This window comes from Lysobacterales bacterium (assembly GCA_019634735.1).
Classification (GTDB): domain Bacteria; phylum Pseudomonadota; class Gammaproteobacteria; order Xanthomonadales; family UBA2363; genus Pseudofulvimonas.
Map to the genome: position 1 here is coordinate 360,651 of JAHCAT010000001.1, position 25,218 is coordinate 385,868.

Below are 25,218 nucleotides of genomic sequence, written 5' to 3' on the forward strand. Positions count from 1 at the left end.
CCGGATCAGTTGCGGACCGCCTGTTCGTGCCCCGCCAGGGCAGTCGCCAGCTCGGGGACGCCATCGGCCCCCACGGGAACCGTGATGCTGGAGCCGTCGAAGTCGGAACCGATCGGCTCGGCACGGCCTGCCAGGCAGACCGCCAGAAAGCCCTCGGCGACCGCCGTGAACGCCTTGCTGTTTTCCGGCCGGGCGAAGCCATGACCCTCGTCGGGGAACAGGACGTAGGTGACAGGGATGCCGCGTGCCTGCATGGCCTCGACGATCTGGTCGCTCTCCGCCTTGACCACCCGCGGGTCGTTGGCGCCCTGGGCGATCAGCAATGGGCGCTGGATCCGATCGACGTGGCTGATCGGCGAGCGTTCCATCAGCAACGCCCGGCCTTCCTCGGTGCGCGGGTCGCCGACCCGGCGGTACCACTGTTCCATGAAGCTGGCCCAGTAGGCCGGGAACGACTCGAACAGGGTGACCAGGTTGGACGGCCCGACGATGTCCACCCCGCACCGGAAGGTCTCCGGGGTGAAGGTCAGACCGACCAGGGTGGCGTAGCCGCCATAGCTGCCGCCCATGATCGCCACCTGGTCGGCGCGGGTCACGCCGCGGTCGACGGCCCATTGCACCGCGTCGACCAGGTCGTCGTGCATGGCGCCCGCCCACTCATGGTTGCTGTGGTTGACGAAGTCCTTGCCGAAGCCGGTGGACCCGCGGTAGTTGACCTGGAGCACGGCGTAACCGCGATTGGCCAACCACTGCGGATAGCTCGAATAGCCGTACTGATCGCGGGCCCAGGGCCCGCCATGGACCAGCAGCACCAGGGGTACCGGCGCGGCAGGGTGGCCGTCGCGATCGGGATCCGCGAAAGCCGGGAGGGTCAGGTAGCTAACCAGGGTCAGGCCATCGCGACTGGGGATTTCGACCGGCCACATGGGCACCAAGGGCTTGCCGTCAAGCGCCGGGCGGGCACTGAACAGGCGGGTGATCGTCCCGTCGCCGGCACGGTCGTAGCGGTAGTAGGTGGACGGCTCCTCGGCAGCGGCATAAGCGACGATCCAGACCGAATCGTCCAGCGTGCGGGCCGAAACGGACGCCTCGCCGGCGCCAAGGGCGCGCAGCCGTTCCATGTCGGTGGCGATCTCCTGGTCCAGCACGGTCCACTCGTTGCGCAGGTAGTTGGCGGCAACTGCCTGCGCCCGCCCGGTCTGCGGATGGACCAGTGCGTCGGACACGTCGGCCCGGGGGTCCTCGAACACCAGGGTCCGCTCGCCGCTGGCGAGGTCGACCTCGTACAGCGCCACAGTGTTCCTGTCCCGGGATTCGCGCAGGTAGACGCTGGCGCCGTCCGTGGTGACGCTCAGGTAGCCGGTGGTCAGGTAGTCGTCGAAGCCGATGCTCTCGCGCACCTTCCAGCCGCCGTCCTCGGTGGGCTCGAGCACGTCGGTGCCGCCATCCTCGCGCGAGCGCGTGGCAAGACGGACCCGGAAGTCCGGGCCGGTCAGGTAGCCGGCGATTCGCTCGCTGTTGCGTTGCACCAGCGAACGTTCGCCGCTGGCCAGGTCGACCCGGTACAGGTCGTGCCACTGGCGGTCGCGGTCGTTCATGCCGACCAGGATCTGGTCCGGGTGCAGGTGGCTGACTTCGTACACCACCGCCCGCGTGCTCTCGAACGGCGTCAGGTCGCGGCTGGTGCCGCGGACCAGGTCGACCGCATACAGGTGAAAGTCCTCATCGCCGCCGCTGTCGCGCAGGTAGAGCAGTGTGTCGGGGCGGTAGGACCAGAAGTACTGCCGGATGCCACGTGCCGTGTCGCTGGTGACGGCGCGGCTGGCGGCGACATCGTCGGCCGGGGCGACCCAGACGTTCAGTACGCCATCGACCGGCGCGATCCAGCTCAGGTACCTGCCATCAGGGCTGATCTGGACGTTGGCACGCTCGGGGTTGCCGAACAGGGTTTCGCGCGGGATCAGTGGCACCTCTTCGAGGCGGGTCGGCGCTCGCGCCTGCGCGGGTTCGCCCGGCGGCGCAGGGGCTGGCTCCCGGCTGCAGGCGACTGCCGCAAGCGCCAGCAGGCTTGCCAGGATGGGACGCAGGATCATTGCCGGGCTCCTCATGGCGAAAACAGGACCCCGATCCTACTCCCCGGGCCGCCCCGCGAACCCTTGCCAGAGGTCATGGCCGCAGCCTGGCGCCGCTCGTTTTCTGGCCGGCCCGCTCAGTGGCGTTCCGGCGCAGGTGCACCGGCAGTCCGGCTGGCGCCCTCGATCATCGCCTCGGCCATCGCCCCGTAGACCTGCGCCCAGGCGTCCTCCACCCCGGGCGACCAGGCTGGCCCAAGGGCATCATGGAGGCTGCGCAACAGCGCGGCCCCGACCGCGTCGTAGTGCGACTCCTGCGCGCCGTAGCCGACGTGGCGCCGCCCCATGTCGGCGAACAGGGCGTGCAGTTCATCGGGTCGGTCGAGCGCCGATACGATGGCCGCCAGCATCGACATGAGTTTCTCGCCCTGCGCTTCCATGTCTTCGGGAAACAGGGGTCTGGCCTGCGGCGCCAGGTCGAACAGGTGGCGGTAGAACAGGGCGGCGGTGTCACCGGAACCGCCCTGCAACACCGCGAAGCTGGAACGTACGCGTTCGATGTCCTCGGGCGACATGGTCGGCTCCAGGGTTCGGGGTCAGAAGGACACGGCGTCGATACGGTCGATCCGCACCACGATACGCCCATGCTGGGCGCTGCGGCCGACCACCTGATCGCCTTCGATGGCGGTCACCAGCAAGGCAAGGCTGGCGCCCTGCACATGCACGGTGACGCTCCGGTTGCCGGCCTCGCGCGCTTGCTCGAGGGTCTGCCGGATGGCGTCGCCGGCCGGCTGGGCGTGCGGGGCCCGCAAGGGGACCAGCAGGGTCATGCAGACGGCGACGGCGAGGAGCACGGCGCGACTTGACAGGTTCATGGACTTCTCCTTGGTTGGACGGGGTGGCGGGACGGAGGGACGGATCGGTTGGCGGCCGGAAGGGCCGTCATTCCATGCCGTGGCTGAAGATGCTCTCGAACTCGTAGGCACCGATGTCCACCTGGCCTTCGACGACGCGCGGCACGCCGGCCAGGTCGTAGGGCGGCAGCCCGGAATGCGGCGATGACAGCCCGGCGTTGCGCAGCGGCGAAGCCGCGCCAGGCAGCGGGTAACCCGGGTCCACGAAACCGGCATGGGCGGCAAGGTTGCCCTGTCCCGTCCCCAGCAGCCCATGACCTTCGGCGCTGAGGTTGTGGCGCACCCGCGCCTGGATGGCGCCACTGAGCTCGATCTCCCGGTTGCCCGGCGACCCGCCGGCCAGCGCATTTCCCCACACGACGTTGTTCTCTATCCATTTCACCGTGGCGGCGTTGCCCGGGAAATGCACGACCCAGGGCGTGCCGGCCTGGTTGCCGGTCAGCGTGTTGCCGGCGATGACGGCCTTGCCGACGTGGGCGCCGGCGTCCTGGTAGGAACGGACCACCGAGGCGATGGTGCTGTTCCAGGCGATGAGATTGCCCAGCAGGTCGATATCGCCGCCGCGCACGCTGAGCACCACGGCGCTGTCGCACTGGTTGTCGATCACCCGGGTGCGCACCATCCGGGCATGGTGGCGCCCGTGCAGGTTCAGTGCGCAGCCGTGGCCACCCATTTCATCGGCGCCGGTCAGCGTGAGGTTGGTGATGGTCACCACCGGGCGGGGTTGGGCCGGATCATCCGGCGTGTCGATCCGCAGAATGCCGCGACCCGGGGCCGGCAGCAGCACGGTCCGGCTGGCGTCGGGATCCTGGGCGTTGCACAGGTTGTCGCGCCAGCCACCGGAGATGACCAGATTCTTGCCGTCGCTCAACACCGCCGCATAGGTCGAGAGCGGCCCCATCGCCCAGCTGGTCGGCATGCGCACGTTGCGGATGCGTACCTCGTCGGATTCGCCATTGCTGCCAACCAGCGCCAGGACGTTGCGAAGCTCGGTCGCATTGTTGGCGCAGAACACGGCAGCGCGGGCCACTGGCGGGGTCGCGGACAGGACAAGAACAAGAAGCAGCGGAAGGACCGTCCGGACAGCACCGGCAGGCAGGATCTTGGACATCTCGTGAATTCCAGGGCATCGACGCCGGGGTGGCACCGCCGGACCCGACAGTGACGCCGACCGCGCTGGCGTGCCTGACGGCTGCGTTGCCGGCACATTTTTTTCTTTTAAGTCAGTGGCCTGGGGCCTGCCCGACGGGACTCGCCAAGGGCTCGCTGGTGACCGCCGTGGCGGGTTCTCGCCAGCCATCGGCCAGGTGCTGCACCACAAAGCGGGTCAGCGGCGGATGCGGCGGGTGCAGGGGCGGTCCGGCAGGCGCGGGCAGGCCCAGTTCGACCCTCAGCAGACGGGTCTCTTCCGCGAGGCGCGCCTCGAGGCTGCCCTGCGCGACCGCTCTGTCGACCTGGATCCGGGCCAGGTCGGCGTCTCCCCGCGCAAGGGCGCGGCGGGCGTCGATAAGGCTGGTGGCGCCTGGCTCCTCGCTGTCGGGGGCATCCGCGGAATCGAGGTCCGGCGTCAGTCGCAACGCCACCAGCCGGACGAAGTCGGCCATGCTGTCCGACGGCTGACTGCGGGCCAGTCGGATGGCGTGCTCCATCTCGAGGCGAAGATCGCCCGAATGTCCCAGTGCGGCATGGCCGTGGGCCAGCAGCAGGGTCAGATCGAGCTCGAGGCCGGTGGCACGACGGTCCCGTGCGCCGGCCCGCGAACGCTCCAGGAGCGGGAGCGCATCGCCTGGACGGTCGTCGATCAGATCCAGCAGGCCAGCATAGGCCAGCCCCCGGTCGTGCACATCCAGGCGCCCCAGGCTGCGTCCAAGCTGCGCTGCCCGGACCAGTCCGGCACGCGCACCCACCAGGTTGCCGTCGGTCCAGTCGATCCGGGCCCGGGCCAGCGCCAGCTCGGGCGTGTCCATTGCGGCGTCATGGCTGGCCAGCCTTGCCCGGGCGGCTGCAATGTCGCCGTAGGCGGCTAGGTCGGCGATCGCCATCGCCAGCCTCGGGTGGCGCAGGTCGTCCGCCGTGATGCCCCGCAGTTCCTCGAGGGCCAGCTCGCGCAGTCCCTTGGACCCGTAGAGGTGCGCGCGCGCCAGGCGCAGGAACCAGGCCTGCGGCCTCAGGTCGAGCAGGGCGCCTGCGTGGCGGATGGTCTCCAGAGGCCGCCCTTCCGATTCGGCGCGGACATAGTTCTCCAGCAGCAGCAGGTAGGCATTGCCGCCACGCTCCCGTTGCGTGGCCCGGGCGAGCCATTCCTGGCCCTGGCTGCCATCGTCGATGCTAAGCGTCCACAACACCAGGATCAGCGCCGGCAAGGGCGATTCCGAGCTGCCGTGCGCAGCCTCCATGAGGGCGCGGGCCCGGGCACGGTCGCCCTGACGCTCCTGTTCGAAGGCTTCCGCGACCAGGAGCTTCACTTCCGCAGGGACGTCACCCAAGTCGCTCGTCTGGACACCCAGGCCAAGGTCCATCCAGCGGGTGTCGGTTGCGCTGCCGGCCCGCCAGTGCCGAAGGAGCGCGGCCGCGAGCACGAGCACGATCAGGGCAAGGACCAGCACAAGCGGCAGCACCGTCCGCATGGCCGGCGAGCCCGGCTTCCGGCCGCTCGCAGCGGCAGGCGCGGGGAGGCCGATGGAGACCGCGTCGAGAGCCGGCGGCGCCGGCGCGGGGTCTCTTGCGGCGACGACACGCGGCTCCCCGTCGGCGTGAGCCGGCGGGGGATCGGGCACCGGTTCCCGGGCGGGCACCAGCTCGCTCGTCGCGTCCAGGCGTACCCCAACGCCGCGCACCGTGACGATGCAGTCGCCGCGCGGGCCGAGGGCGGCGCGCAGACGGAACACCAGCTGGCTCAGCGCCTCGTCGGCGACCACCTGGCCGCCGGGCCAGAGTGCGTCCAGCAGTTCCCCACGAGGCCACACGCGGCCGGGACGCTGGTGGAGCAGGGCGAGCAGGGCCATGGCCCGCTGCGAACAGGCGCGCTGCCGGCCGTCGACCAGCAGCCGGTGGCCCTCCAGGTCGAGCTCGATGCCGGGCAGGCGCACGCCGGGGGCGCCGGCCCTTGGCAACGGACTGTCCAGTTCGGCCACGCGTTCTCCCCCTGCGTTCAGCCGGGACGATAGCAACGCCGGGGCACCCGGGGAAAGACCGGACGAGGCACCGCGGGATGGCGCGGCCGGTCCCGGATCAGCCGCGCAGCCGCTCGAGGAACAGCAACAGCAGGGGGGCGGCGACCACGCCGGCGAATTCCGACACCACGCGGAGGTTGAACGGCCACACCGCGCGTCGACCCACCTCCCGGTAGTATTCGCGGATATTGTTGAGAAGGCGGATCTTTTCCTCGACTTTGGCGGGATCGGTCTTGATCTCGTGCAACTTGTCGAAGACCTCGTCGTAGCGCTGGAAAAAGTGGTCGTTGAGGAAGCCGAGCATGCGCTCGCGCTCGGCGTACATGCGCAGGTGGGCGCTGTAGGTGGGACCGAGGAAGGCGAAGGTGGCCACAACCAGATAGAAGGCGGCACCGGCATAGACCAGCAGCCAGCCGGTAAGCGCATTGTCGAGGAATCGGGGATAGAACCAGACCAGCAGGGTCAGGAATAGGGGAAAGAACGCGATGTAGCCGCTGTTGAGCAGGGTGAAGTCGCCCACGAAACGCAGGCCGCAGCAATTGTCCGGATGCAGAGGTTTGAGGCGGATCGGCTGCGCGCGCTCCTTGGTGAAGGTGCGGTGGATCTGGCTGGCGCTGACCGCGCCGCGCCAAAGCACTGACATGAACAGGTGCGAGCCAAGCACGGACAAAGCGAGTATCCACGCGAAGCCGAACACCGCATCCCGGGACGATGCGTGCACCACGATCCCGAGGTTGCCGTCCAGGCCGCCTAGGCGGGCGGCGATCCAGAACGCCAGGAACCAGGCCATGAAAAGCACGGAGCCGAACCAGGCCCAGGCGCTGTCGAAGCGTTTCTGCCACGCCGCGACATAGGCTTCCGGGGGCTCCACCTCGTCGGTGAGGATGCCGCGCTCGTACAGGAACTGCACGGTGTGACGGATGCGGGCATTCAGCAGGCGGGCGTAGAGCACGATCGCCGGAAACCAGAGCAGCAGGAACACCGGCCCGAAGTATTCCCGAACGAACGGAACCAGCTGGGCCTGTGATGGATACCGGCCTGGTGGCTCTGGGATCGACCAGAACGTCCCATCGGCCAGGGTCGCCAGCGCGAGCAGACCGTAGAAGCCGAGGAAGAACACCGGCGTCACCCAGGCGTCCTGCCGCAGGAACCAGCGGAGCACCGGATCGCGCCGGAACGGTTCCAGCGCCCGGATGGCTTGCCCAATGCGCGAGCCGGCCTGGGTCCTCTGCTTCGCCATGCGCCCTCCCAGGCTTCGATGGGCGCGTCGTGCAGGCGTCGGGCAGCGCCCGGTCCAGGCGACGCGCAGTCGGAGGGTACCCCGATACCGGCGAGCATGCAGAGGCGGGGCGTTGCGACGGGTGCTGTCAGTACCGCGTATGGCGCTCCACGACCACGTACTCGGCATCGGCCACCACGCCGCCCGGGGTCCGTCCGGGAGCCGCGCCGGACGAACGCCGCAACCGCCGCCTGAGCAAGGCAAGGCGCGCTGCGATCACCAGCATCGCCACCAGCGCAAGGCCGAGCAGAGCGAGGAAGACGAAGGCACCGAGCACCGCCGAGACGGCCAGGCCGAACACCGCGGCCGCGCCGGCCAGCCACCGGGACAGTCGGTTGCCCGGCAGGGGCGGGGACAGGCGGTTCATGGCGGTTCTCCCGGTGGGATGAGGCAGTTCATCGTAGTGGCCGAAGGCGCAACCATTGCCGCCGGATCGCCGGTGGCTTCAGGCCCGCGTCAGGGCGGCGCCGGGTAGTAGGTGGGCGCGCCCGGGCCGACCGGCAGTCCCAGGCCGAACACGTACAGGTAGAACAGGGCGGTCCACCCCAGCGCGAACACCACGCTGTAGGGCAGCATCATGGCGATCAGGGTGCCGATGCCCAGGTTGCGCACGTAGCGCGCCGCGAACGCCATGATCAGGCCGAAGTAGCTCATCATCGGGGTGATCAGGTTGCTGACCGAATCGCCGATGCGGTATGCGGCCTGGACCAGTTCGGGGCTGTAGCCGACCAGCATCAGCATCGGCACGAAGATCGGTGCGGTCACCGCCCATTGTGCCGATGCCGAGCCCAGCGACAGGTTGACCAGCGCGCACATCGGGATGAACAGCATGAACACCAGCGGGCCGGTCAGGCCGATGCCGCGAAGGGTATCGGCGCCGACCACCGCAAGCACCTGGCCGATCTGGGTCCAGTTGAAAAAGGCCACGAATTGGGCGGCGAAGAAGACCAGCACGATGTACAGGCCAAGGGTCGACATCGAGGCCGCCATCGCATCGATGACGTCGCGGTCGCTGCGGAGGCTGCCGACCGTGCGGCCGTAGACGAAGCCGGGCACGGCGAAGAACACGAACACCAGGGCGACGATCCCGGTCAGGAACGGCCGCAACGAACCCAGCGTGTCCTCGACACCCGGTTCGCGCAGGGCGCCCCAGGTGGGCACGGTCAGCAGGGCGATCAGCGCCGCCACTGCCAACGCCGCGAACCCGGCGTTGCGCAGGCCGCGTCGCTCCCGCGGCGTGAGGGGCGCCATGCTGACCTCGGGCGGACCCTCGGCGCTCATCAGTCCGGCGTCATAGGGTCCGAGCTTGGGCTCGACGATGCGCACGGTGACGAAGGTGCCCAGCACAGTGATCAGGAAGGTGCTGGTGATCATGAAGTACCAGTTGACTGCTGCGTGCACCTCGTAGCCCGGGTCGATCAGCCGCGCTGCTTCCTGGGTGATGCCGGCCAGCAGGGGGTCCACGGTGCCGATGAGCAGGTTGGCGCTGTAGCCGCCGGAGACACCGGCGAACGCCGCAGCCAGTCCCGCCAGGGGGTGGCGGCCAAGGGCATGGAAGATCGCAGCCGCAAGCGGAACCAGCACGACATAACCCATTTCCGAGGCGGTGTTGGACAGCACGCCGGCGAACACCACCACGGCGGTGACCAGGCTGCGGGGTGCGCGCAGCACCAGGGCACGGATGGCGGCCGTCAGCAAGCCTGAGCGCTCGGCGACGCCGACGCCGAGCATGGCCACGAGCACGGTGCCCAGAGGTACGAACTGGGTGAAGTTGGTGACCAGGCCGGTGACGATCCGCCGCAGTCCCTCGCCATCAAGCAGGCTGACCACGGCGATGGTTCCATCGGCGGCGCGGCCCGCGGCGCCCTCGGGGCGGGGGTCCTCGACGGCGACGCCCAGGGCCGCCAGCAGGCCGCTGAGCAGGACGATGAAGACCGCCAGCAGGGCGAACAGCGTGACCGGGTGGGGAAGCAGGTTGCCGGCCCACTCCACCGCGTCAAGCAGGCGGGTGGTCCACGGCGTCGGGCGGGCGCCCTCGGCCTGGCCGGCTTGCGGATCCCGGCTGGTCTCGCCGGACGGCAGGGCAGGGGGCACGGGTGGCCGCGCCGGTTCCTGGGTCATGTTCGCCTCACCGGGATGGACCCGGAGATGCTAACCCTCCGGCAGGCGTGCGCCCCCGGCCACCGTTCAGCTTTCGCTTGAGAAGGCGCTTTGCTCCGGAAAGTCACCAGCCCAGGGAATCCGGTCACCCGGCGTGCACCGGGTGGCCGGCAACTCCCGTGGCTCTCGAGCGGCAGCCGTTGAAGCAGGGGTTCGGCAGCGCCGGCGGGTCAACGCACGCTCATCAGTTCACGATGGGCATTCGCCGCGTACTGGCGATCACTTGCCCAGCCGCTGCTGCGGCCGTAGCCGGTGCCGGTGCGACGGGGCGCATAACGGACGAGTGCGCGTTCCGGACGGGTCGGGGCGGGGGTCGGGATGCGGAGGTTGTCGTTGCTGCGGCTCATGATGCCCTCCTTGGGGCGTTGTGTTCTGGTGTGTTGCCAGACTAGAGCACCCCATCGCCAGCACGCATGGGCCGGAGGTCACGATCGGAGGGCGCCGCGGGTGCCGTTCAGGTGCCGGACAGGCTCCCGGCGTTCAGCTTGCCGCATGGAACCCGCCATCGACGCGGCGCCGGTGGCCCGCAGCCTGCTTGAGCCCCATGCCGCCCAGGTCGCACCCAGATTGCTCAACCTGCTGCTGGCGGGCGCCGATGGCCGCATCGGGCGCATCGTCGAGGTCGAGGCCTATGCGGGCGCGGAGGATCCCGCGGCCCATTCCTACCGGGGTGCGACGGCGCGCAACGCCAGCATGTTCGGGCCGGCCGGCCATCTCTACGTGTATCTGAGCCACGGCATCCACCATTGCGCGAACGTGGTCTGCAGCGGCCCGGGCCACGGCGTGCTGATCCGGGCATTGCGTCCGCTGGCCGGCCTGACGGCGATGCGCGCCGCCCGGCCAGGCTGCCTGCGCGACCTGGACCTGTGTCGTGGACCGGGACGGCTGGCGCGGGCGATGGCAATCGACCGGCGCCACGACGGCCTGGATCTGCTTGGCGACGGACCCTATCGCCTGCTGGACGATGGAACCCCGCCGCCAACCGACCCGGAGACGACGCCCAGGATCGGCATCAGCCGAGGCACCGAAAAGCAGTGGCGCTGGTCGGTGCCGGACGAGCCTTGCCGGTCGCGTCAGCCCAGGCGAAGCAGGTCGTCGCCCCCGTGTTCGGCGTAGCGGTGGCGTTTCGCCCAGCCGCTGCTGCGGCCATAACCGCTGCCGGGCGAACGGCGCGGGCGGAGGGAGTCGCGATAGCCGGAGGGTCGCGGCGAGGGCGCCAGGCGCCGTTCGTTTGCGTCCTGGGCAGGCGGGTCGAAGCGGGGATCGAAGCTGTTCATGGCGTACGTCGCCTTGGGGAGGGACGCGTCCAGTCTGGGCCTGCTCGGAAAGCCGGCCATCGGCCGGAAGTCATCGGCCATGCGCCGACCTCGTCGGCCGTTCAGCCGCCGGCAAGGTCGGGGTTCGATGACGGCGAGCTCAGTCGGCGCGCTCCCAGCGATAGCCACTCAGGCGCGCCAGCTGCTCGGGGGGCAGCACCTCGGTATGGGTGCGCCCGCGGATCACCCAGGTCGGGTAGTCGCTGACGTTGGCATCGATGCACGCCAGTGCCGCGATGCCGCCACGGCCATCCGGACTGCACTCGACATAGGGCAGGCGACTGGCGGAGCGCCGGAACATCTGCTTCTGGTCTTGGCAGGCGGGGCACCAGAAGGCTCCGTAGAACTTCGCGCCGGTGCGCTCCAGGTGGATGGCGAGATCCCGAAGTCGAGGGTCTTCAGGTGGCTGCAGCACGCCGCTCTGGGCAAGCCCGATGCCGCCCACCAGCACGGCCATGGCCAGCAGGTGCGGCAGCAGGAAGGGCCCCCAGGGCCGGCCCGGCGCCACGTCCGGCCGGCGCACCGTCAGCCACGCGAACAGCACAGCGACCAACAGCAGCGACGCCAGGCACCAGCCGCAGACCGCGCGCAGGTGGATGGCGGCGGCCAGGGTGAGGAACACACTGATCGACAGGCCGACCAGGGCCAGCCGCCACTGGCGACGCCACCGCTTCAGGGCAGGTGCGGGATCTAGGCTTGCGAGAAGCATAAGCACGTACAGACCGAACCCCCAGACCGCCACGGGCAGACCGAACAGGCTGCCCCAGCGGCTGCCCTGGACGATTGCGCAGCCGCCCTCGGTCGAACACAGGGCCGGGCGGCCGTCGCCCAGCGCCACCACCGACAGGTAGCCGGTGAGCAGGAGGCCCAGCCCGATCAAGGCGAGCACCGGCCGATCGATGACCACGCCGATGCGGCGGCCGGTTCGCGGCGTCTGGGGAGGGGCTGGGCGCTTGCGCGCTGGATCGCGACGGCTCCGTGTCATTTCCCTGGGGTCCTGCGTGGTCTGGCGGCGCCCGACTGTAATGCCGCCCGGCGGCCAGCGGTAGGGGTGGCCTTCGCGCGCAGCCGGGCTGGCCGCCGGGCGCCCTGCCGACCGGATGCGAACCCGGGCCTCCTGGGCGACGGGGTTCCTCTACCCTGTGCGCTGCTCCGCAGCCCGTCGCCCTTAGCCGCCATGGCCCGAACGATCCGAACCGCGCGCGTCGCCGCCGGCCTGCTGCTGCTGAGCGTCAATACCCTGGTCCACGTGGTGCCCCTGCTGATGGTGGCGCTGGCCAAGGCAGTGCTGCGCTGGCGGCCGCTGCGACGGTTGCTCGACCGGGTCCTGATGGCGATCGCGGAGAGCTGGATCGGCGTCAACGCCTTCCTGCTGGACCGTCTCACGCCCTTGCGCATCCACGTCGAGCTGCCTTCCGGGTTGCGCCGGGACGGTCACTATCTGGTTCTCGCCAACCACCAGAGCTGGGTCGACATCCCAGTGCTGCAGAAGGCCTTCAACCGCCGAATACCGCTGCTGCGCTTCTTCCTCAAGCGGCAACTGTTCTGGGTGCCGCTGCTGGGCCTGGCATGGTGGGCGCTGGATTTTCCCTTCATGCGCCGCTACACGCGCGAACAGGTGGCCCGGCGCCCGGCGCTGGCGGGACGCGACCTCGAAGCCACCCGCCGCGCCTGCGAGCGGTTCCGGGACATTCCGGTGTCGGTGATGAACTTCCCCGAGGGCAGCCGGCGCACCCCGGAGAAGCACGCCGCGCAGGGCTCGCCCTACCGGTACCTGCTCAGGCCGCGCGCGGGCGGCGTCGCCTTCGTGCTCGGCGCCATGGGCGAGGCGATCGACACCGTGCTCGACGTCACCGTCGCCTATCAGGGTGCCGCGCCCAGTCTGTCGGACCTGCTGGCCGGAGATGTCCGTCGGGTCGACGTGCTGGTGCGCACGCTGCCGGTGCCGCCGGCGTTGATGTCCGGCGAGGTGATGGCCGGCGACACCGCACAGGCCGCTGCCCGCGACTGGATCAACGCACTCTGGCGCGACAAGGACGACCGTCTCGCCGATCTGGCAGGCCGCCTGGGCTGAGGCGACCCGGCCCGGCGGACGTCAGTACATCACCACGCTGCGGATCGATTCGCCGGCGTGCATGAGATCGAAGGCCTCGTTGATCCGGTCGAGTGGCAGCGTGTGGGTGATCAACGGATCGATCTCGATCTTGCCTTCCATGTACCAGTCGACGATGCGCGGCACGTCGGTGCGGCCACGCGCGCCGCCGAAGGCGCTGCCTCGCCAGTTGCGCCCGGTGACCAGCTGGAAGGGTCGGGTGGCGATCTCGGCGCCTGCCGGCGCCACCCCGATGATGACGCTGGTTCCCCAGCCCTTGTGCGCACATTCCAGGGCCTGGCGCATCACCTTGACGTTACCGATGCACTCGAATGTGTAGTCGGCGCCGCCCCGGGTCAGGTCGACCAGGTAGGGGACCAGGTCGCCCTCCACTTCGGCGGGATTCACGAAGTGGGTCATGCCGAAACGCTCGGCGATGTCCCTGCGCGCGGGATTCAGGTCGACCCCGACGATCATGTCGGCGCCGGCCAGCCGCGCGCCCTGGATGACGTTCAGGCCGATGCCGCCCAGCCCGAACACCACCACCTTCGAGCCCACCTCGACGCCGGCCGTGAACAGCACCGCCCCGATCCCGGTGGTCACGCCGCAGCCGATGTAGCAGACCTTGTCGAATGGCGCGTCCTCGCGGATCTTCGCCAGTGCGATTTCCGGGACCACGGTGAACTGCGCGAACGTCGAGGTGCCCATGTAATGGTGGATGGGCTCGCCGGCGATCGAGAACCGGCTCGAGCCGTCGGGCATCAGCCCCTGTCCCTGGGTGCTTCGGATCGCCTGGCAGAGGTTGGTCTTCGGGTGCAGGCAGTATTCGCACTGCCGGCACTCGGGGGTGTACAGCGGGATCACGTGGTCGCCCTTGCGCAGCGAGGTCACGCCTGGACCGACATCGACAACCACGCCGGCGCCCTCATGCCCGAGGATGGCCGGGAACAGGCCTTCGGGGTCGTCGCCGGACAGGGTGAAGGCATCGGTGTGGCACACGCCGGTGGCCTTGATCTCGACCAGCACCTCGCCCGCCCGTGGCCCTTCGAGGTCGACGGTTTCGATGCTGAGCGGGGCGCCCGCGCGATGGGCGACGGCTGCCTTGACCTTCATGGCGTCTCCAGGGTTCGGGATCGAGGCACAGGGTAGCCGCAGGGCAACCGGTCCGGAAACAGCATCGGCCGTGCGGCCGCCCCTCCGAGGACTTCAGCGGGTCGGGTCGGCGTCGTCCGGTGAGGGAAGGGCGTCTCCTGCACCGGCGTTGAGACTGAGGAAGTGCTCCTCGAGCGCGTCGCAGGCCGCGGGGTCACCTTCGCACCGGATGTCCATGCGGATCACCACCTGGCCATCGCGCTCGAGCACGCTGCGCCGGACCACGGCCGGGTGCGCGGGGTCGTCCTCCGGGGCGAAGGTCCAGATCGCCAGGTTCACCGGGTCTTCGATGCTCAGCCAGCCGTCGGCGCGCGACATGCGCACATCGTCGCGCGCCTGCAGGGCGCTGCGGGCGGCCTCGACGGACGGGAAGCCGATATCGGATTCGTCCTGGGCGGCCGCGGTGCCGGCCAGGAGGGCAGGCAGGACCAGGCTCAGGCAGGCCTGTCGCAGGAGAGACATGGTGCGATCCTTGTTCATTGGGAGGGTGGGAAGAAGGCGCCAGCGCCACGGCCGCGCAGGCGCCACCAGGCCAGGCCGGTCGCGGCCCGGGCCAGCCGACCCTGCGGTCGCAGACCGACCGCCCGGGCGATCATGTGCACTGCGCGGCGGACATGGTCCTTGCGGAAACCAGCCAGCGCCGCGCGCTGCTGTGCCCGGAAACAGGCGGTGCGCTCGTAGGGCTGGCCGGACGGGGCGACGTTGGCGCTCCACCAGGCATAGGCCAGTTCGTCGTCGTCGGCCTCCGAGACGCGGCCGAGGGCGATCCGGAGCCGGCGCAACAGACCGACCCGGTCAGCCGGCGCATAGCGCTGGTAGAGCGCGTGGAACAGCCGGTAGTGACTGAACTCGTCGCGGGCGATGCGGCCTGCGACATCGCGCAGCACCGGCTCGGTGCCGGCATCGCGCAGGCTGGAGTAGAACGACGAGGTGCCGCACTCGACGATGCAGCGCGCGATCATCTCGCCGGCGCGCGAGCCGCGCACGCTGGCCGCCGCATCCGGATGGATCCGGTAGCCCTCCCTGAACCGCGCCATGGCCGCCTCGAAATCGAACGACGGATCGGCCAGGACCGCCCAGCGCCCCAGGACAAGGCCGTGCCGGCGCTCGTCCTCGCCCCACTGGCGGATCAGCGCAAGCACATCGGGCGCGTCGGCGAACACGCGGCCGAGGTAGTCGACGTAGTCGTCGGCATTGAACTCGACCAGCGCGGCGGCCTTGACGGCGGCCAGCTGGGTGGCGTCGACCCGATGCGGGTCGAACGCGGACCAGTCGATGTCCTCGGGGGTCCAGGGCGCGTGCATGACAGGAGGGTGACGGCGACCGGCGGACGCTAGCACAGCTGGGCGCTGGGCCAACCGAACGATTGATGACCGGTGGCCGCGTACCGGGCGACGACGATCAGTGCGCCCGGGTGGAACGCGGGCGCGGCGCCGCGCACCCGTCTCAGGCCGTCGGCGGCGCCCGTAGCACCGCGCCCCCGCGGGCCTGCCCGGCCAGGACCCGCACGCGGGCGAGCAGTGCGGCCAGGCCGTTGCTGCGCGTCGGCGAAAGGTGGTTGCCCAGGCCAATGGCGTGGATGAACTGCGGCTCGGTGGCGAGGATGTCCTCGGCCGGCAAGCCCGAATAGACCCGCAGGACCAGGGCGATAAGTCCGGAGACGATCACCGAGTCGCTGCCCGCATGCAGCGTCAGGGCCGAGGCGTCGCCCTCGGCCACCAGCCAGACCAGCGACTGGCAGCCGTGGATGCGGTTCTCCTCGGTGCGCCAGGCCTCCGGGAACGGCGGCAGGGCCCGGCCAAGGTCGATCAGGTACTGGTAGCGCTCGCTCCAGTCGCCGAACAGGGCGAACTCCTCGGCGATCCGCTGCTGCGCCTGGCTGGCCTGGGCGTTCACCGGTTCCACCGCCAGCGGGCGCCGTCCGGCCCTTCCTCGACCACCACCCCCAGGGCCGTCAGTTCGTCGCGGATGGCATCGGCGCGGGTGAAGTCGCGCGCCTTGCGCGCCTGCTGGCGCTCGGCCACGAGGGCCTCGATGCGCACCGCCTCGCCGCCGCCGTGGGCGCCGGTGAACCAGTCTTCCGGATCCTGCTGCAGCAGACCGAGCAGGGCACCTGCATCGAGCAAGGCGCGTTTCGCGGCGGAGCGGTCGCCCGCGTCGGTGGCCTGGCGCGCCTGCCCCGCCAGGCCGGCCAGCAGGGCCAGGGCCTCGGGCGTGTTCAGATCGTCGCACAGCGCCGCCAGCACCGCGTCCGGAGGATCGCCGGGCTGACCGGCATCGACTTCGGCCAGGTCGCGCAGGGTGCCGTACAGGCGGTCCAGGGTGCGGACCGCCTGCTCCACGGCCGCCTCCGACCAGTCAAGCGGCTGCCGGTAGTGCGCGGACAGCAGCACGTAGCGCAGGGCCTCGGCAGGGTGACGCTCCAGCAGGTCGTGGACCAGGGTGACGTTGCCCAGCGACTTGGACATCTTGCGGCCGCCCATGTTGAGCAGGCCGTTGTGCAGCCAGTAGCGCGCGAAAACCTTGCCGCCATGGGCGCAGGTGCTCTGTGCGATCTCGTTCTCGTGGTGCGGGAACTGCAGGTCGATGCCACCGGCGTGGATGTCGATGGTCTCGCCCAGGTGCGCCTGCGCCATGGCCGAGCACTCGATGTGCCAGCCCGGGCGGCCGCGTCCCCAGGGGCTGTCCCAGCCGGGCAGTTCAGGGGTGGAGGGCTTCCACAGCACGAAGTCGCCCGGGTTGCGCTTGTAGGGCGCGACCTCGACGCGGGCGCCAGCCAGCATCTCGTCGGTGGAACGGCGCGACAACGCGCCGTAGGCGGGAAAGGAGCCGACATCGAACAGCACGTGCCCTTCCGCCGCATAGGCGTGACCGCGCTCGAGCAGCACCGCGCACATGGCGATGATGGCGCCGATATGGTCGGTGGCATGCGGCACAAGGTCCGGGGGATCGACCCCCAGGCGCGCCATGTCGTCGTGGTAGGCGGCCGCGAAGCGCGTGGTGATCTCGCCGATCGGCACGCCCAGGGCGGCCGCCGCGGCATTGATCTTGTCGTCGACGTCGGTGATGTTGCGCGCGTAGACCACGCCGGGGTACAGGCGCCGCAGCAGCCGGGCAAGCAGGCCGAACACCACCGGCGGCCGGGCATTGCCGATGTGCACGTAGTTGTAGACCGTCGGGCCGCAGGCGTACATCGTGACCCGCTGGGGATCCAGCGGAACGAAGACTTCAAGTTTCCGCGTCAAGCTGTTGAAAAGATTGAGACGCATGGGATTCTTGTGCAGAGCAGCAACGGTAACTCTAGCAAAGCACCGCCGGCACTGGAAAAATCCGGCGCCGGGTTCATCTGCCGTTTGTTGGCTTCACGTTAAATTGCCCGAACCCGCCCGCCCTCCGGTAAGCCACGGACCGATCATGCGCGACGCAGCCTTCCTGTCCGGCCGCCTGGCCTCCGCCGCCTGCTGCCTCCTGATGCCGCTTGCACCCGCCCTTGGCCAGCCAGGCGGGGCGCTGGAGATTCCCGGCGCCGAGCACGTCAACTTCGCCTACGCCCAGGTGCTTCGCGTCCAGGCGGTGTACGCCGAGGTAGAGGTGCCCAGGGCCGTCGAGTACTGCGAGAATTACGACCGCGTGGAACGAAACGGCCCGCGCAGCGCCGGCGGCACCGTGCTCGGGGCCCTGATCGGGGGCGCGATCGGCAACCAGATCGGCTCCGGCAGCGGCCGGCGTGCGGCCACGGTCGCCGGGGCCGTGGCCGGCGGCGCGATCGGACACGCGGCGGGCAGCGAGACCCGGATCAGCAACGAGCAGCGCTGCCATCTGGTCGAGGAGTACGTGGTCGAGACCCAGGTCACCGGCTATGACGTCGAGTATCGCTACCGGGGCGAGGTCTACATGTCCCGGCTCGACTTCGACCCCGGCGATCGGCTGCGCATCCGGGTCAGCGTCTCGCCGGCGATCCACGCAGATGGCTACCCAGGCTCGTCCGGGGTGATGAGCCCGAACTAGCAGCTTGTTGAAAAACGACCTTCCTGGTCGTTTTTCAAGTCGCCCGTCCGGCGCAGGTCCGGACGGGCTCCCGTCGAATCAACTGCTTACGCACTTGCTTCGCCGAGCGGCCATCCACGGCCGCCGCCAGCAGGCTGTTTTTCAACAGCCTGCCAGGGAAGGTCCCATCGAGGCCATCCTGGCCTTGGTCAGGCTCGCCGGGCCCGGCCCCTGCCCGGGTCCGACTCCGATGAACCAGGCACGTGCATGCGGGATTCCCGCCGGCCCAGCCACAGGCCGGGGCAAGGCCTGTATCGACCGGGCCTTCCCTGGCCGGATGGTTCATGCTGCCGGCCGGACCCTCACCGGTCCGCAGCGACGTCGCGGCGACCGGTCAGGCGATCGGCTCGGTCCTGCCCACAGTCACAGTCCCGCTCGAGCCGGGGACGGGTCCGCAGTCCGGCTGCCTCAGTCGTCGATGCCAAGCTGGTCGAGCAGAAAGGCGTATTCCTCGGCGATCTCGCGGTAGCGCCGGAAACGGCCGGACTTGCCGCCATGGCCCGCCTCCAGATTGGTCTTGAACAGCAGCGGTGCGCTGCCGGTGGCCGTGGCGCGCAGCCGCGCCACCCACTTCGCCGGCTCCCAGTACTGAACCTGGGAATCCCACAGCCCGGTGGTCACCAGCAGGGCCGGGTAGTCCCCGGCCTGGACGTTGTCGTACGGCGAGTACGACAGGATGTAGTCGTAGCTTGCCTTCTCCTCCGGGTTGCCCCACTCGTCGTACTCGTTGGTGGTCAGCGGGATGCTGGCGTCGAGCATGGTGGTGACGACATCGACGAAGGGCACGTGCGCCACCATCGCCCGGTAGCGATCCGGAGCCATGTTGGCGACCGCGCCGATCAGCAGGCCGCCCGCGCTGCCGCCAGCCGCGACCACCCGGTCGGCGGCGCCATAGCCCTGTTCGACCAGGTGCGCGGTGACCGCGATGAAGTCGGTGAAGCTGTTGCGCTTGGCCAGTTGCCGGCCGGACTCGTACCAGCGTCGGCCCATCTCCTCGCCGCCGCGGATGTGGGCGATCGCGAACACCACGCCCCGGTCGACCAGCGAAAGCCGGGCCGAGCTGAAGTAGGGGTCCATCGACAGGCCATAGGCGCCGTAGCCGTACTGGTACAGGGCGGCGCTGCCGTCGCGCGCCAGGCCCTTGCGGTAGAGCAGGCTGACCGGGATCCGCTCGCCGTCGTCGGCGATCGCCCAGGTTCGCTCGGTGACGTAGTCGGCGCTGTCGAAGCCGCCCAGCACCGGGTCGCGCTTGAGCAGGCGGCGTTCGCCGGTCGCCATGTCCACCTCGTAGACGGTGCCGGGCGTGGTCAGCGAGCTGTACCGGTAGCGCAGCCAGCGGGTGTCCTGCTCGGGATTGTCGTCGATCTCCGCCACGTAGGCGGCCTCATCGGCGCCGATGTATTCCTCGCGCGAGCCGTCCCAGGCGCGGATGCGCACGCGCTTGAGGCCCTCGCTGCGCTCGCCGATCGCCAGGAACTCGCGGAACAGCTCGAACTCCTCCAGGTAGACGTCGTCGCGATGCGGCAGCAGTTCCTGCCAGGCGTCCCGGCTGCCGGTGGCCGCGTCGTCGACGGCCATCAGCCGGAAGTTCGGCGCCAGCCAGTTGGTGCGGATGATCCACCGGCCGTCGATGTGGTCGGCCGAGTACTCGATGCCGCGCTCGCGCGGTGCCAGCACCTCGAACTCGCCCGCAGGCGTACCGGCATCCAGGAAGCGCACCTCGTCGGTGACCGTGCTGCCGCTGTGGACGACCACGTAGCGCTCGTCGCCGCTGCGGTCGACGCCCAGGTAGAAGCTGTCGTCCGCCTCCTCGTAGACGGTGACGTCCTGCGCGGCCGGCGTCCCCAGGACATGGCGCTTGACGCGCCGGCCGAGCAGGGTGTCGGGATCGTTCTCGATGTAGAACACCGTGCGGTTGTCGGCCGCCCAGACCAGGTCGGCGCTGGCGCCGGTGATGGTGTCGGGCAGCTCCTTGCCGGTCGCCAGGTCGCGGAAGCGCAGGGTGTACTGGCGACGGCCGACGGTGTCCTGTGCCCAGGCCAGCAGCCGGCCGTCGTCGCTGACCGCATAGTTGCCGATCTGGAAGTAGTCCAGGCCCTCGCCCAGGGCGTTGCCGTCGAGCAGCACCTCCTCGGGCGACGCCATGCTGTCCTTGCGGCGGGCATGGATGGCGTATTCGCGACCCTCCTCGTAGCGGGCGTAGTACCAGTAGCCGCGATGGCGCGCTGGCACGGTGGCGTCGTCCTGCTTGATGCGCCCGACGATCTCGTCGTACAGGCGCCCGGTCAACGGCGCCAGGGGCGCCATGTGGCGCTCGAACCAGGCGTTCTCGGCCTGCAGGTACGCCAGCATCGCCGGATCCTGCCGGCTGTCGTCGCGCAGCCAGTACCAGGGATCCTCACGATCGCCGTTGGCCGAGGTCACCGTGTGGGTTCGCCGCTCGGCCAGCGGTGGCCGGTGGCTGTCGCCCGCAACACCGAGGGGCTGGGAGGGGTTGGTGCAGGACACGGTCATTAGGCAGGCCAGGAAGATGAGGCCGGCACGGGCCGGCAGGTGAAAAGGCATCGGCTTCGGTCGGTATCGGAGGAACCGGGCCGCGGATTGTCCTTCAGATGGGGGCCAGGCGGGCGCAGGCAAGCGCCGGACCTGTCCTTCCTCGAATCCTGCGCGACCGCCGGTCACGGGCCGCGCCGAGGCATCAGGGCACCAGGGTGCTGGCTGCCCGGGGCTGCTGCCAGGGTTGCCAGAGCGTCGCCGGTGCCGGCGCATCGCACAGTCGCGCGGCCAGCGCGGCGAATTCGCTCCGCGCCATCGGCTGTGCGCCCTGGCGGGCCAGATGCGCGCTGTGCAACTGGCAGTCGACGACCGGCGCGCCGTGGCTGGCCAGGTGGCGGCACAAGGCGAGCAGAGCCACCCTGGAGCCATTGCTGGCCCGGCTGAACATCGATTCGCCGAAGAACATGCGGCCCATGCCGACGCCGTAGATGCCACCGACCAGGTCGCCCCTGGCGTCGTGCACGGCCATTGCGTGCGCATGCCCGGCCCGGTGCAGTCCGCAGTAGGCCGCGACCATCTCCGGCACGATCCAGGTGCCGTCCTGGCCGGCCCGCGGTGCCTCGGCGCAGGCGGCGATCACGGCAACGAAGTCCCGGTTGAAGGACATCGTCCAGTCGCAGCTGCGCAGCCAGCGCGCGAACCTGCGGGAAACGTGGATGCCGTCGGTGGGCAGCACCCAGCGCGGATCCGGGGCCCACCACAGGAGCGGATCGTCCGGTCCGAACCAGGGGAAACAGCCATGCCGGTAGGCATTGGCCAGGCGCCGCACCGACAGGTCGCCGCCGACGGCAAGCAGGCCGTCCGGCGCGCGCAGGGCCGCCGCCAGCGGCGGGAACGGCGCCGCCGGATCGTCGTCAAGCCGCGGCAGCGATCGCATAGGGGCTGCGCGCCGCCAGGGCCTCGGCCCAGTGCGCCACGGCCTGGCGCTCCTGCTCCAGGGCCTGGCCGACCCGTGCGTGCAGGGCAGGGGCCAGCAGGTGGTGGAAGGAGTGCGTATAGGTGGCCAGGAAGCCTCGTGCCAGCTTGTGCTCGCCCTGGGCGCCCGGCTCGAAGACCGTCAGGCCCTGCTCGATGGCGTGCTCGATGCCCTGGTAGTAGCAGCATTCGAAGTGCAGCCCCGGCGCCTGCGCGAGGGCGCCCCAATAGCGGCCGTACAGCCGGCCGCCGCCTTCGAGGAACAGGGCCATGGCCGCGGGCCGGCCATCCGGGGCCCGGGCCAGGACCAGCAGCACGTTGTCGGGCATTGCCCGGCCCAGGTGGATGAAGAAGTCCTCGGTCAGCGCCGGGTAATTGCCCTTGTCGGCGAAGGTGCCGACATAGAGCGCATGGATGAAGCGCCAGTCGCGCGGTGCCAGCGCCCCGCCCCGCAGGCGCTCGAACCGCCAGCCGGCCGCATGCAGGCGCTCGCGCTCCTGGCGGATGTTCTTGCGCTTCTTGTGGCTGAGCCGGGCAAGGAAGGCATCGAAGTCCGGGTAGGCCTGGTTGTGCCAGTGGAACTGCAGGTCGATGCGCGGCAGCCAGCGTGCGTCGCCGGCCAGTTGCGCCGCCTGGGCGGCGTCGGGGAAGTTGATGTGGGCCCCGGAAAGACCCAGTTGCCGGGCCTGGGCGATCAGGGCGTCGGCAAGCGCGCGCGCCAGGGCCGGTTGCGGGACGGCGCCGGTCAGCAGCCTCGGGCCGGTCACCGGCGTGTAGGGAACGGCGCAGAGCAGTTTCGGGTAGTACCGCCCGCCGGCCTGCTCCAAGGCCTGGGCCCAGGTCCAGTCGAAAACGAACTCGCCGTGGCTGTTGCCCTTCAGATAGCACGGCGCGGCCGCGACCAGGCGACCTTCGCGGTACCAGGCCAGGTGCCAGGCCTGCCAGCCCAGGTCTTCGCGGACGCAGCCGTGCGCCTCCAGCCCGGCCAGGAAGGCATGGGCAAGGAAGGGGTTGCCGTCCGGACGCAGGGCGTCCCAGTCGGCTGCCGGGATCTCGTCGATCCTGGGGTGGATGCGCAGGGTCAGGGCCATGGAGTCAGTGTACGAAGACGGCCGTACAGGCGCCGTCGTCGCATCGCGGCGCGTGCGCTGCGGTTCATCCGGCCGCTGCCGGCATTCCGGCAGCGGGGGAGGTTCTGCACGGGCGGGGGAGACCCTGCCCGGGGGCGGCCTGGCCAGGCTGGCAGGCCTCAGCCGTGGTCCAGGAACTTCTCGGCGTCGAGCGCGGCCATGCAGCCGGACCCGGCGGAGGTGATCGCCTGGCGGTAGACCGAATCCGCCACGTCGCCGGCCGCGAACACGCCGGGCACGCTGGTCTGGGTGGCCATGCCGTCGAGCCCCGAGCGGACCACCAGGTAGCCGCCGGAACGCATGGCGAGCTGGCCGTCGAACAGGCCGGTGTTGGGACTGTGGCCGATCGCCACGAACAGACCGCTGGCGGCGATCTCGCGGGGCGTGCCGCCGCGCGTCGGGACGATGCGCACGCCGGTGACGCCCTTGTCGTCGCCCAGCACCTCGTCGACGACATGGTCCCAGACGACCTCGACCTTGCCCTCGCGCTGCCGCGCGAACAGCTTGTCCTGCATGATCTTCTCGGCGCGCAGGCTGTCGCGGCGGTGGACCAGGGTGACCTTGCTGCAGATGTTTGCCAGGTACAGCGCCTCCTCGACCGCGGTGTTGCCGCCGCCAACCACCACCACTTCCTGGTCGCGGTAGAAGAAGCCGTCGCAGGTCGCGCAGGCCGAAACGCCACGGCCCATGAAGGCCTGCTCGGAGGGCAGGCCCAGGTACTTGGCGGTGGCGCCTGTGGCGATGATCAGGGCGTCGCAGGTGTACTCGCCGCCGTCCCCGCGCAGGCGGAACGGCCGCTGCGCCAGGTCCGCCTCGATGATGTGGTCGAACACCACTTCGGTGTCGAAACGCTGGGCGTGGCGCAGCATGCGGTCCATCAGGTCCGGGCCCATCAGGCCTTCGACGTCGCCGGGCCAGTTGTCGACTTCGGTGGTGGTCATCAGCTGGCCGCCTTGCTGCAGGCCGGTGACCAGCAGCGGCTTCAGGTTGGCGCGGGCGGCATAGACCGCCGCGCTGTAGCCGGCGGGGCCGGAACCCAGGATCAGCAGTCGGGAGTGTCGGGCGCTCATGTAGTATCCTTGCCCGCTTGCCGGCGGGCGTCGTTTCGTGGTGTCGGATGCGGTCCTTCGCGAACGCGAAGCCGCACACAGCATGGGGCCGCGCTGCCGGTCGATCAAGCCATCCGAACCCGAACCGCCACCCGGAGCAGCCATGCGCATCGGTATCCCGCGCGAAACCAAGACCCTGGAGGGCCGTGTCGCCCTCGTCCCCGCCGCCTGCGCCGACCTGGTCCGCCGCGGCCACGAGGTCTGGCTGGAAACCGGCGCCGGCATCAAGAGCGGATTTCCTGACGAGGCCTACACCCGGGTCGGCGTGCGCATCGCCCCCGACGCCGCCGCCCTGTACGCTCAGGGCGAACTGATCGTCAAGGTCAAGGAGCCGATCGCCGGCGACCTTGCGCACCTGCGCCGCGACCACCTGCTGTTCTGCTACCTGCACCTGGCCGCCGAACCGGCGCTGACCCGCAAGCTGCTCGATATCGGCCTGACCGGCGTCGCCTTCGAGAGCGTCGAATTCGACGACGGCGCGCTGCCGCTGCTGGCGCCGATGTCGATCATCGCCGGCCGCATCGCCACCCAGGTCGGCACCCACCTGCTGCACCAGCCGATGGGTGGCAAGGGCAAGCTGCTGGGCGGCCTGCCGTCCACCGAGCGCGGCAAGGTGGTGGTGCTGGGCGCCGGCGCAGCCGGCGGCAATTCCGCGGCGCTGGCCGCCGCCGGCGGCGCCAACGTGGTGGTGTTCGACAAGCGCCAGGACCGGCTGGCCGAGATGATGGCGCTGGGCACCAACGTGACCGCGCTGTATCCCTACGAGGAGTACGTGGCCCGCGAGGTCGCCGATGCCGACCTGGTGATCGGCGCCGTGCTGATCCCCAGCGCCAAGGCGCCGCGCGTGGTGACCGAGGACATGGTGCGCAGCATGGAGGCCGGCAGCGTGCTGGTCGACATATCGGTCGACCAGGGCGGCTGCTTCGAGACCACCCGGCCGACCACCTGGGCCGAGCCCACCTACCAGGTGCACGGGGTCACCCATTTCGCGGTCACCAACATGCCGGGCGCGGTGCCCAAGACCTCGTCCGAGGCGATCTGCGCGGCGATCCTGCCGTTCGTGTCCAAGCTCGCCGGCGGCGAGGGCTGGCGGCAGTTCGCGCCGCTCGCACGCGGCATCAACGTCGAGGCGGGCAAGCTCGTGCATCCGGCGCTGGAGGGCATGGCCTGATCGTTGCCGGGGCCCGGACGTCCTTCGACGTGGCATGATCGCCGGCATACCCAACAGGAACCTCCATGGCGCGTACTGAGCGTCGATCCGCGCACGCCCCCCGCGGCGATGGCGACGGCAGCCGTCCGCTGC

At 70.1% G+C, this 25,218-nt stretch carries 24 protein-coding genes; 4 read left to right on the forward strand and 20 right to left on the reverse strand.

Annotated elements, in window-relative coordinates:
* Positions 1–5 precede the first annotated feature (5 nt).
* The 9 genes from KF823_01460 to KF823_01500 all read right to left on the reverse strand — a co-directional run bounded on the left by KF823_01460 (position 6) and on the right by KF823_01500 (position 9,945).
* Positions 6–2,090, reverse strand: a complete 2,085-nt coding sequence (locus KF823_01460) for a S9 family peptidase (protein MBX3724571.1) — start codon at positions 2,088–2,090, stop codon at positions 6–8.
* 119 nt (positions 2,091–2,209) lie between these two features.
* Complete coding sequence (locus KF823_01465) at positions 2,210–2,647, reverse strand: hypothetical protein (GenBank protein MBX3724572.1); 438 nt, start codon at positions 2,645–2,647, stop codon at positions 2,210–2,212.
* Positions 2,648–2,668: 21 nt separating this feature from the next.
* The gene (locus KF823_01470) at positions 2,669–2,947 is read right to left on the reverse strand and encodes a hypothetical protein (protein MBX3724573.1); all 279 of its coding nucleotides are present in this window, start codon (positions 2,945–2,947) and stop codon (positions 2,669–2,671) included.
* 67 nt (positions 2,948–3,014) lie between these two features.
* Positions 3,015–4,097, reverse strand: a complete 1,083-nt coding sequence (locus tag KF823_01475; protein ID MBX3724574.1) for a hypothetical protein — start codon at positions 4,095–4,097, stop codon at positions 3,015–3,017.
* Positions 4,098–4,209: 112 nt separating this feature from the next.
* On the reverse strand, positions 4,210–6,120 hold the full coding sequence (locus KF823_01480) for a winged helix-turn-helix transcriptional regulator (GenBank protein ID MBX3724575.1): 1,911 nt from the start codon (positions 6,118–6,120) through the stop codon (positions 4,210–4,212).
* Positions 6,121–6,217: 97 nt separating this feature from the next.
* Positions 6,218–7,399 (reverse strand): hypothetical protein, encoded by a 1,182-nt coding sequence (locus tag KF823_01485; GenBank protein MBX3724576.1) that lies wholly within the window; start codon positions 7,397–7,399, stop codon positions 6,218–6,220.
* Positions 7,400–7,526: 127 nt separating this feature from the next.
* A complete protein-coding gene (locus tag KF823_01490; protein ID MBX3724577.1) occupies positions 7,527–7,805 on the reverse strand; it encodes a hypothetical protein in 279 nt (92 codons plus the stop codon).
* A gap of 89 nt (positions 7,806–7,894) precedes the next feature.
* Positions 7,895–9,559: an AbgT family transporter gene (locus tag KF823_01495; protein MBX3724578.1), complete on the reverse strand. Its 1,665-nt coding sequence runs from the start codon at positions 9,557–9,559 to the stop codon at positions 7,895–7,897.
* 209 nt (positions 9,560–9,768) lie between these two features.
* Entirely contained in the window at positions 9,769–9,945 is a 177-nt protein-coding gene (locus tag KF823_01500) for a hypothetical protein (protein ID MBX3724579.1), read from the reverse strand.
* A gap of 145 nt (positions 9,946–10,090) precedes the next feature.
* On the opposite strand from KF823_01500, the gene KF823_01505 reads away from it, so the two are divergent.
* Positions 10,091–10,714 carry a DNA-3-methyladenine glycosylase gene (locus tag KF823_01505; protein ID MBX3724580.1) on the forward strand — a complete coding sequence of 208 codons (624 nt, stop codon included), beginning with the start codon at positions 10,091–10,093 and terminating at the stop codon, positions 10,712–10,714.
* On the opposite strand, the gene KF823_01510 is transcribed toward KF823_01505, so the two are convergent.
* On the reverse strand, positions 10,672–10,875 hold the full coding sequence (locus KF823_01510) for a hypothetical protein (protein MBX3724581.1): 204 nt from the start codon (positions 10,873–10,875) through the stop codon (positions 10,672–10,674). The genes KF823_01505 and KF823_01510 overlap by 43 nt on opposite strands.
* 139 nt (positions 10,876–11,014) lie before the next feature.
* Positions 11,015–11,821, reverse strand: coding sequence for a hypothetical protein (locus KF823_01515; protein ID MBX3724582.1), 807 nt, complete (start codon positions 11,819–11,821; stop codon positions 11,015–11,017).
* A 270-nt stretch (positions 11,822–12,091) separates the two neighbouring features.
* Here KF823_01515 and KF823_01520 point away from each other — a divergent pair, with 270 nt between their 5' ends.
* Positions 12,092–12,988 (forward strand): acyltransferase, encoded by an 897-nt coding sequence (locus KF823_01520; GenBank protein MBX3724583.1) that lies wholly within the window; start codon positions 12,092–12,094, stop codon positions 12,986–12,988.
* 21 nt (positions 12,989–13,009) lie between these two features.
* Here the strand turns inward: KF823_01520 and KF823_01525 are convergent, their stop codons facing one another.
* The 5 genes from KF823_01525 to cysS form a co-directional block, all read right to left on the reverse strand.
* Positions 13,010–14,119, reverse strand: coding sequence for an S-(hydroxymethyl)glutathione dehydrogenase/class III alcohol dehydrogenase (locus tag KF823_01525; protein MBX3724584.1), 1,110 nt, complete (start codon positions 14,117–14,119; stop codon positions 13,010–13,012).
* 93 nt (positions 14,120–14,212) lie between these two features.
* Positions 14,213–14,620 carry a hypothetical protein gene (locus tag KF823_01530; GenBank protein ID MBX3724585.1) on the reverse strand — a complete coding sequence of 136 codons (408 nt, stop codon included), beginning with the start codon at positions 14,618–14,620 and terminating at the stop codon, positions 14,213–14,215.
* A gap of 14 nt (positions 14,621–14,634) precedes the next feature.
* Positions 14,635–15,462: a ferritin-like domain-containing protein gene (locus KF823_01535; protein ID MBX3724586.1), complete on the reverse strand. Its 828-nt coding sequence runs from the start codon at positions 15,460–15,462 to the stop codon at positions 14,635–14,637.
* A 142-nt stretch (positions 15,463–15,604) separates the two neighbouring features.
* The gene (locus KF823_01540; protein MBX3724587.1) at positions 15,605–16,069 is read right to left on the reverse strand and encodes a SufE family protein; all 465 of its coding nucleotides are present in this window, start codon (positions 16,067–16,069) and stop codon (positions 15,605–15,607) included.
* On the reverse strand, positions 16,051–17,427 hold the full coding sequence (cysS, locus tag KF823_01545) for a cysteine--tRNA ligase (GenBank protein ID MBX3724588.1): 1,377 nt from the start codon (positions 17,425–17,427) through the stop codon (positions 16,051–16,053). The genes KF823_01540 and cysS overlap by 19 nt, the downstream gene beginning before the upstream one ends.
* A 145-nt stretch (positions 17,428–17,572) precedes the next feature.
* Here cysS and KF823_01550 point away from each other — a divergent pair, with 145 nt between their 5' ends.
* Entirely contained in the window at positions 17,573–18,166 is a 594-nt protein-coding gene (locus tag KF823_01550) for a glycine zipper 2TM domain-containing protein (protein MBX3724589.1), read from the forward strand.
* 447 nt (positions 18,167–18,613) lie between these two features.
* Here the strand turns inward: KF823_01550 and KF823_01555 are convergent, their stop codons facing one another.
* The 4 genes from KF823_01555 to trxB all read right to left on the reverse strand — a co-directional run bounded on the left by KF823_01555 (position 18,614) and on the right by trxB (position 23,876).
* On the reverse strand, positions 18,614–20,719 hold the full coding sequence (locus tag KF823_01555) for a S9 family peptidase (GenBank protein MBX3724590.1): 2,106 nt from the start codon (positions 20,717–20,719) through the stop codon (positions 18,614–18,616).
* 184 nt (positions 20,720–20,903) lie between these two features.
* On the reverse strand, positions 20,904–21,638 hold the full coding sequence (aat, locus tag KF823_01560; protein MBX3724591.1) for a leucyl/phenylalanyl-tRNA--protein transferase: 735 nt from the start codon (positions 21,636–21,638) through the stop codon (positions 20,904–20,906).
* Positions 21,616–22,767, reverse strand: coding sequence for a GNAT family N-acetyltransferase (locus KF823_01565; protein MBX3724592.1), 1,152 nt, complete (start codon positions 22,765–22,767; stop codon positions 21,616–21,618). Before KF823_01565 ends, aat begins: the two co-directional genes overlap by 23 nt.
* Before the next feature lie 158 nt (positions 22,768–22,925).
* On the reverse strand, positions 22,926–23,876 hold the full coding sequence (gene trxB / locus KF823_01570) for a thioredoxin-disulfide reductase (GenBank protein MBX3724593.1): 951 nt from the start codon (positions 23,874–23,876) through the stop codon (positions 22,926–22,928).
* A 142-nt stretch (positions 23,877–24,018) separates the two neighbouring features.
* Between trxB and ald the strand changes: the two genes are divergently transcribed.
* Positions 24,019–25,086, forward strand: coding sequence for an alanine dehydrogenase (gene ald, locus KF823_01575; protein ID MBX3724594.1), 1,068 nt, complete (start codon positions 24,019–24,021; stop codon positions 25,084–25,086).
* Positions 25,087–25,218: the final 132 nt, after the last annotated feature.

What these genes read in the sequence shown, in the direction of transcription:
- KF823_01495 (MBX3724578.1), bottom strand. Translation starts at nt 9,559, where the DNA reads ATGACCCAGGAACCGGCGCGGCCACCCGTGCCCCCTGCCCTGCCGTCC.
- KF823_01510 (MBX3724581.1), bottom strand. Translation starts at nt 10,875, where the DNA reads ATGAACAGCTTCGATCCCCGCTTCGACCCGCCTGCCCAGGACGCAAAC.
- cysS (MBX3724588.1), bottom strand. Translation starts at nt 17,427, where the DNA reads ATGCGTCTCAATCTTTTCAACAGCTTGACGCGGAAACTTGAAGTCTTC.
- KF823_01500 (MBX3724579.1), bottom strand. Translation starts at nt 9,945, where the DNA reads ATGAGCCGCAGCAACGACAACCTCCGCATCCCGACCCCCGCCCCGACC.
- aat (MBX3724591.1), bottom strand. Translation starts at nt 21,638, where the DNA reads ATGCGATCGCTGCCGCGGCTTGACGACGATCCGGCGGCGCCGTTCCCG.
- KF823_01530 (MBX3724585.1), bottom strand. Translation starts at nt 14,620, where the DNA reads ATGTCTCTCCTGCGACAGGCCTGCCTGAGCCTGGTCCTGCCTGCCCTC.
- KF823_01550 (MBX3724589.1), top strand. Translation starts at nt 17,573, where the DNA reads ATGCGCGACGCAGCCTTCCTGTCCGGCCGCCTGGCCTCCGCCGCCTGC.
- ald (MBX3724594.1), top strand. Translation starts at nt 24,019, where the DNA reads ATGCGCATCGGTATCCCGCGCGAAACCAAGACCCTGGAGGGCCGTGTC.
- KF823_01525 (MBX3724584.1), bottom strand. Translation starts at nt 14,119, where the DNA reads ATGAAGGTCAAGGCAGCCGTCGCCCATCGCGCGGGCGCCCCGCTCAGC.
- trxB (MBX3724593.1), bottom strand. Translation starts at nt 23,876, where the DNA reads ATGAGCGCCCGACACTCCCGACTGCTGATCCTGGGTTCCGGCCCCGCC.
- KF823_01490 (MBX3724577.1), bottom strand. Translation starts at nt 7,805, where the DNA reads ATGAACCGCCTGTCCCCGCCCCTGCCGGGCAACCGACTGTCCCGGTGG.
- KF823_01465 (MBX3724572.1), bottom strand. Translation starts at nt 2,647, where the DNA reads ATGTCGCCCGAGGACATCGAACGCGTACGTTCCAGCTTCGCGGTGTTG.
- KF823_01520 (MBX3724583.1), top strand. Translation starts at nt 12,092, where the DNA reads ATGGCCCGAACGATCCGAACCGCGCGCGTCGCCGCCGGCCTGCTGCTG.
- KF823_01505 (MBX3724580.1), top strand. Translation starts at nt 10,091, where the DNA reads ATGGAACCCGCCATCGACGCGGCGCCGGTGGCCCGCAGCCTGCTTGAG.
- KF823_01555 (MBX3724590.1), bottom strand. Translation starts at nt 20,719, where the DNA reads ATGACCGTGTCCTGCACCAACCCCTCCCAGCCCCTCGGTGTTGCGGGC.
- KF823_01475 (MBX3724574.1), bottom strand. Translation starts at nt 4,097, where the DNA reads ATGTCCAAGATCCTGCCTGCCGGTGCTGTCCGGACGGTCCTTCCGCTG.
- KF823_01485 (MBX3724576.1), bottom strand. Translation starts at nt 7,399, where the DNA reads ATGGCGAAGCAGAGGACCCAGGCCGGCTCGCGCATTGGGCAAGCCATC.
- KF823_01535 (MBX3724586.1), bottom strand. Translation starts at nt 15,462, where the DNA reads ATGCACGCGCCCTGGACCCCCGAGGACATCGACTGGTCCGCGTTCGAC.
- KF823_01470 (MBX3724573.1), bottom strand. Translation starts at nt 2,947, where the DNA reads ATGAACCTGTCAAGTCGCGCCGTGCTCCTCGCCGTCGCCGTCTGCATG.
- KF823_01565 (MBX3724592.1), bottom strand. Translation starts at nt 22,767, where the DNA reads ATGGCCCTGACCCTGCGCATCCACCCCAGGATCGACGAGATCCCGGCA.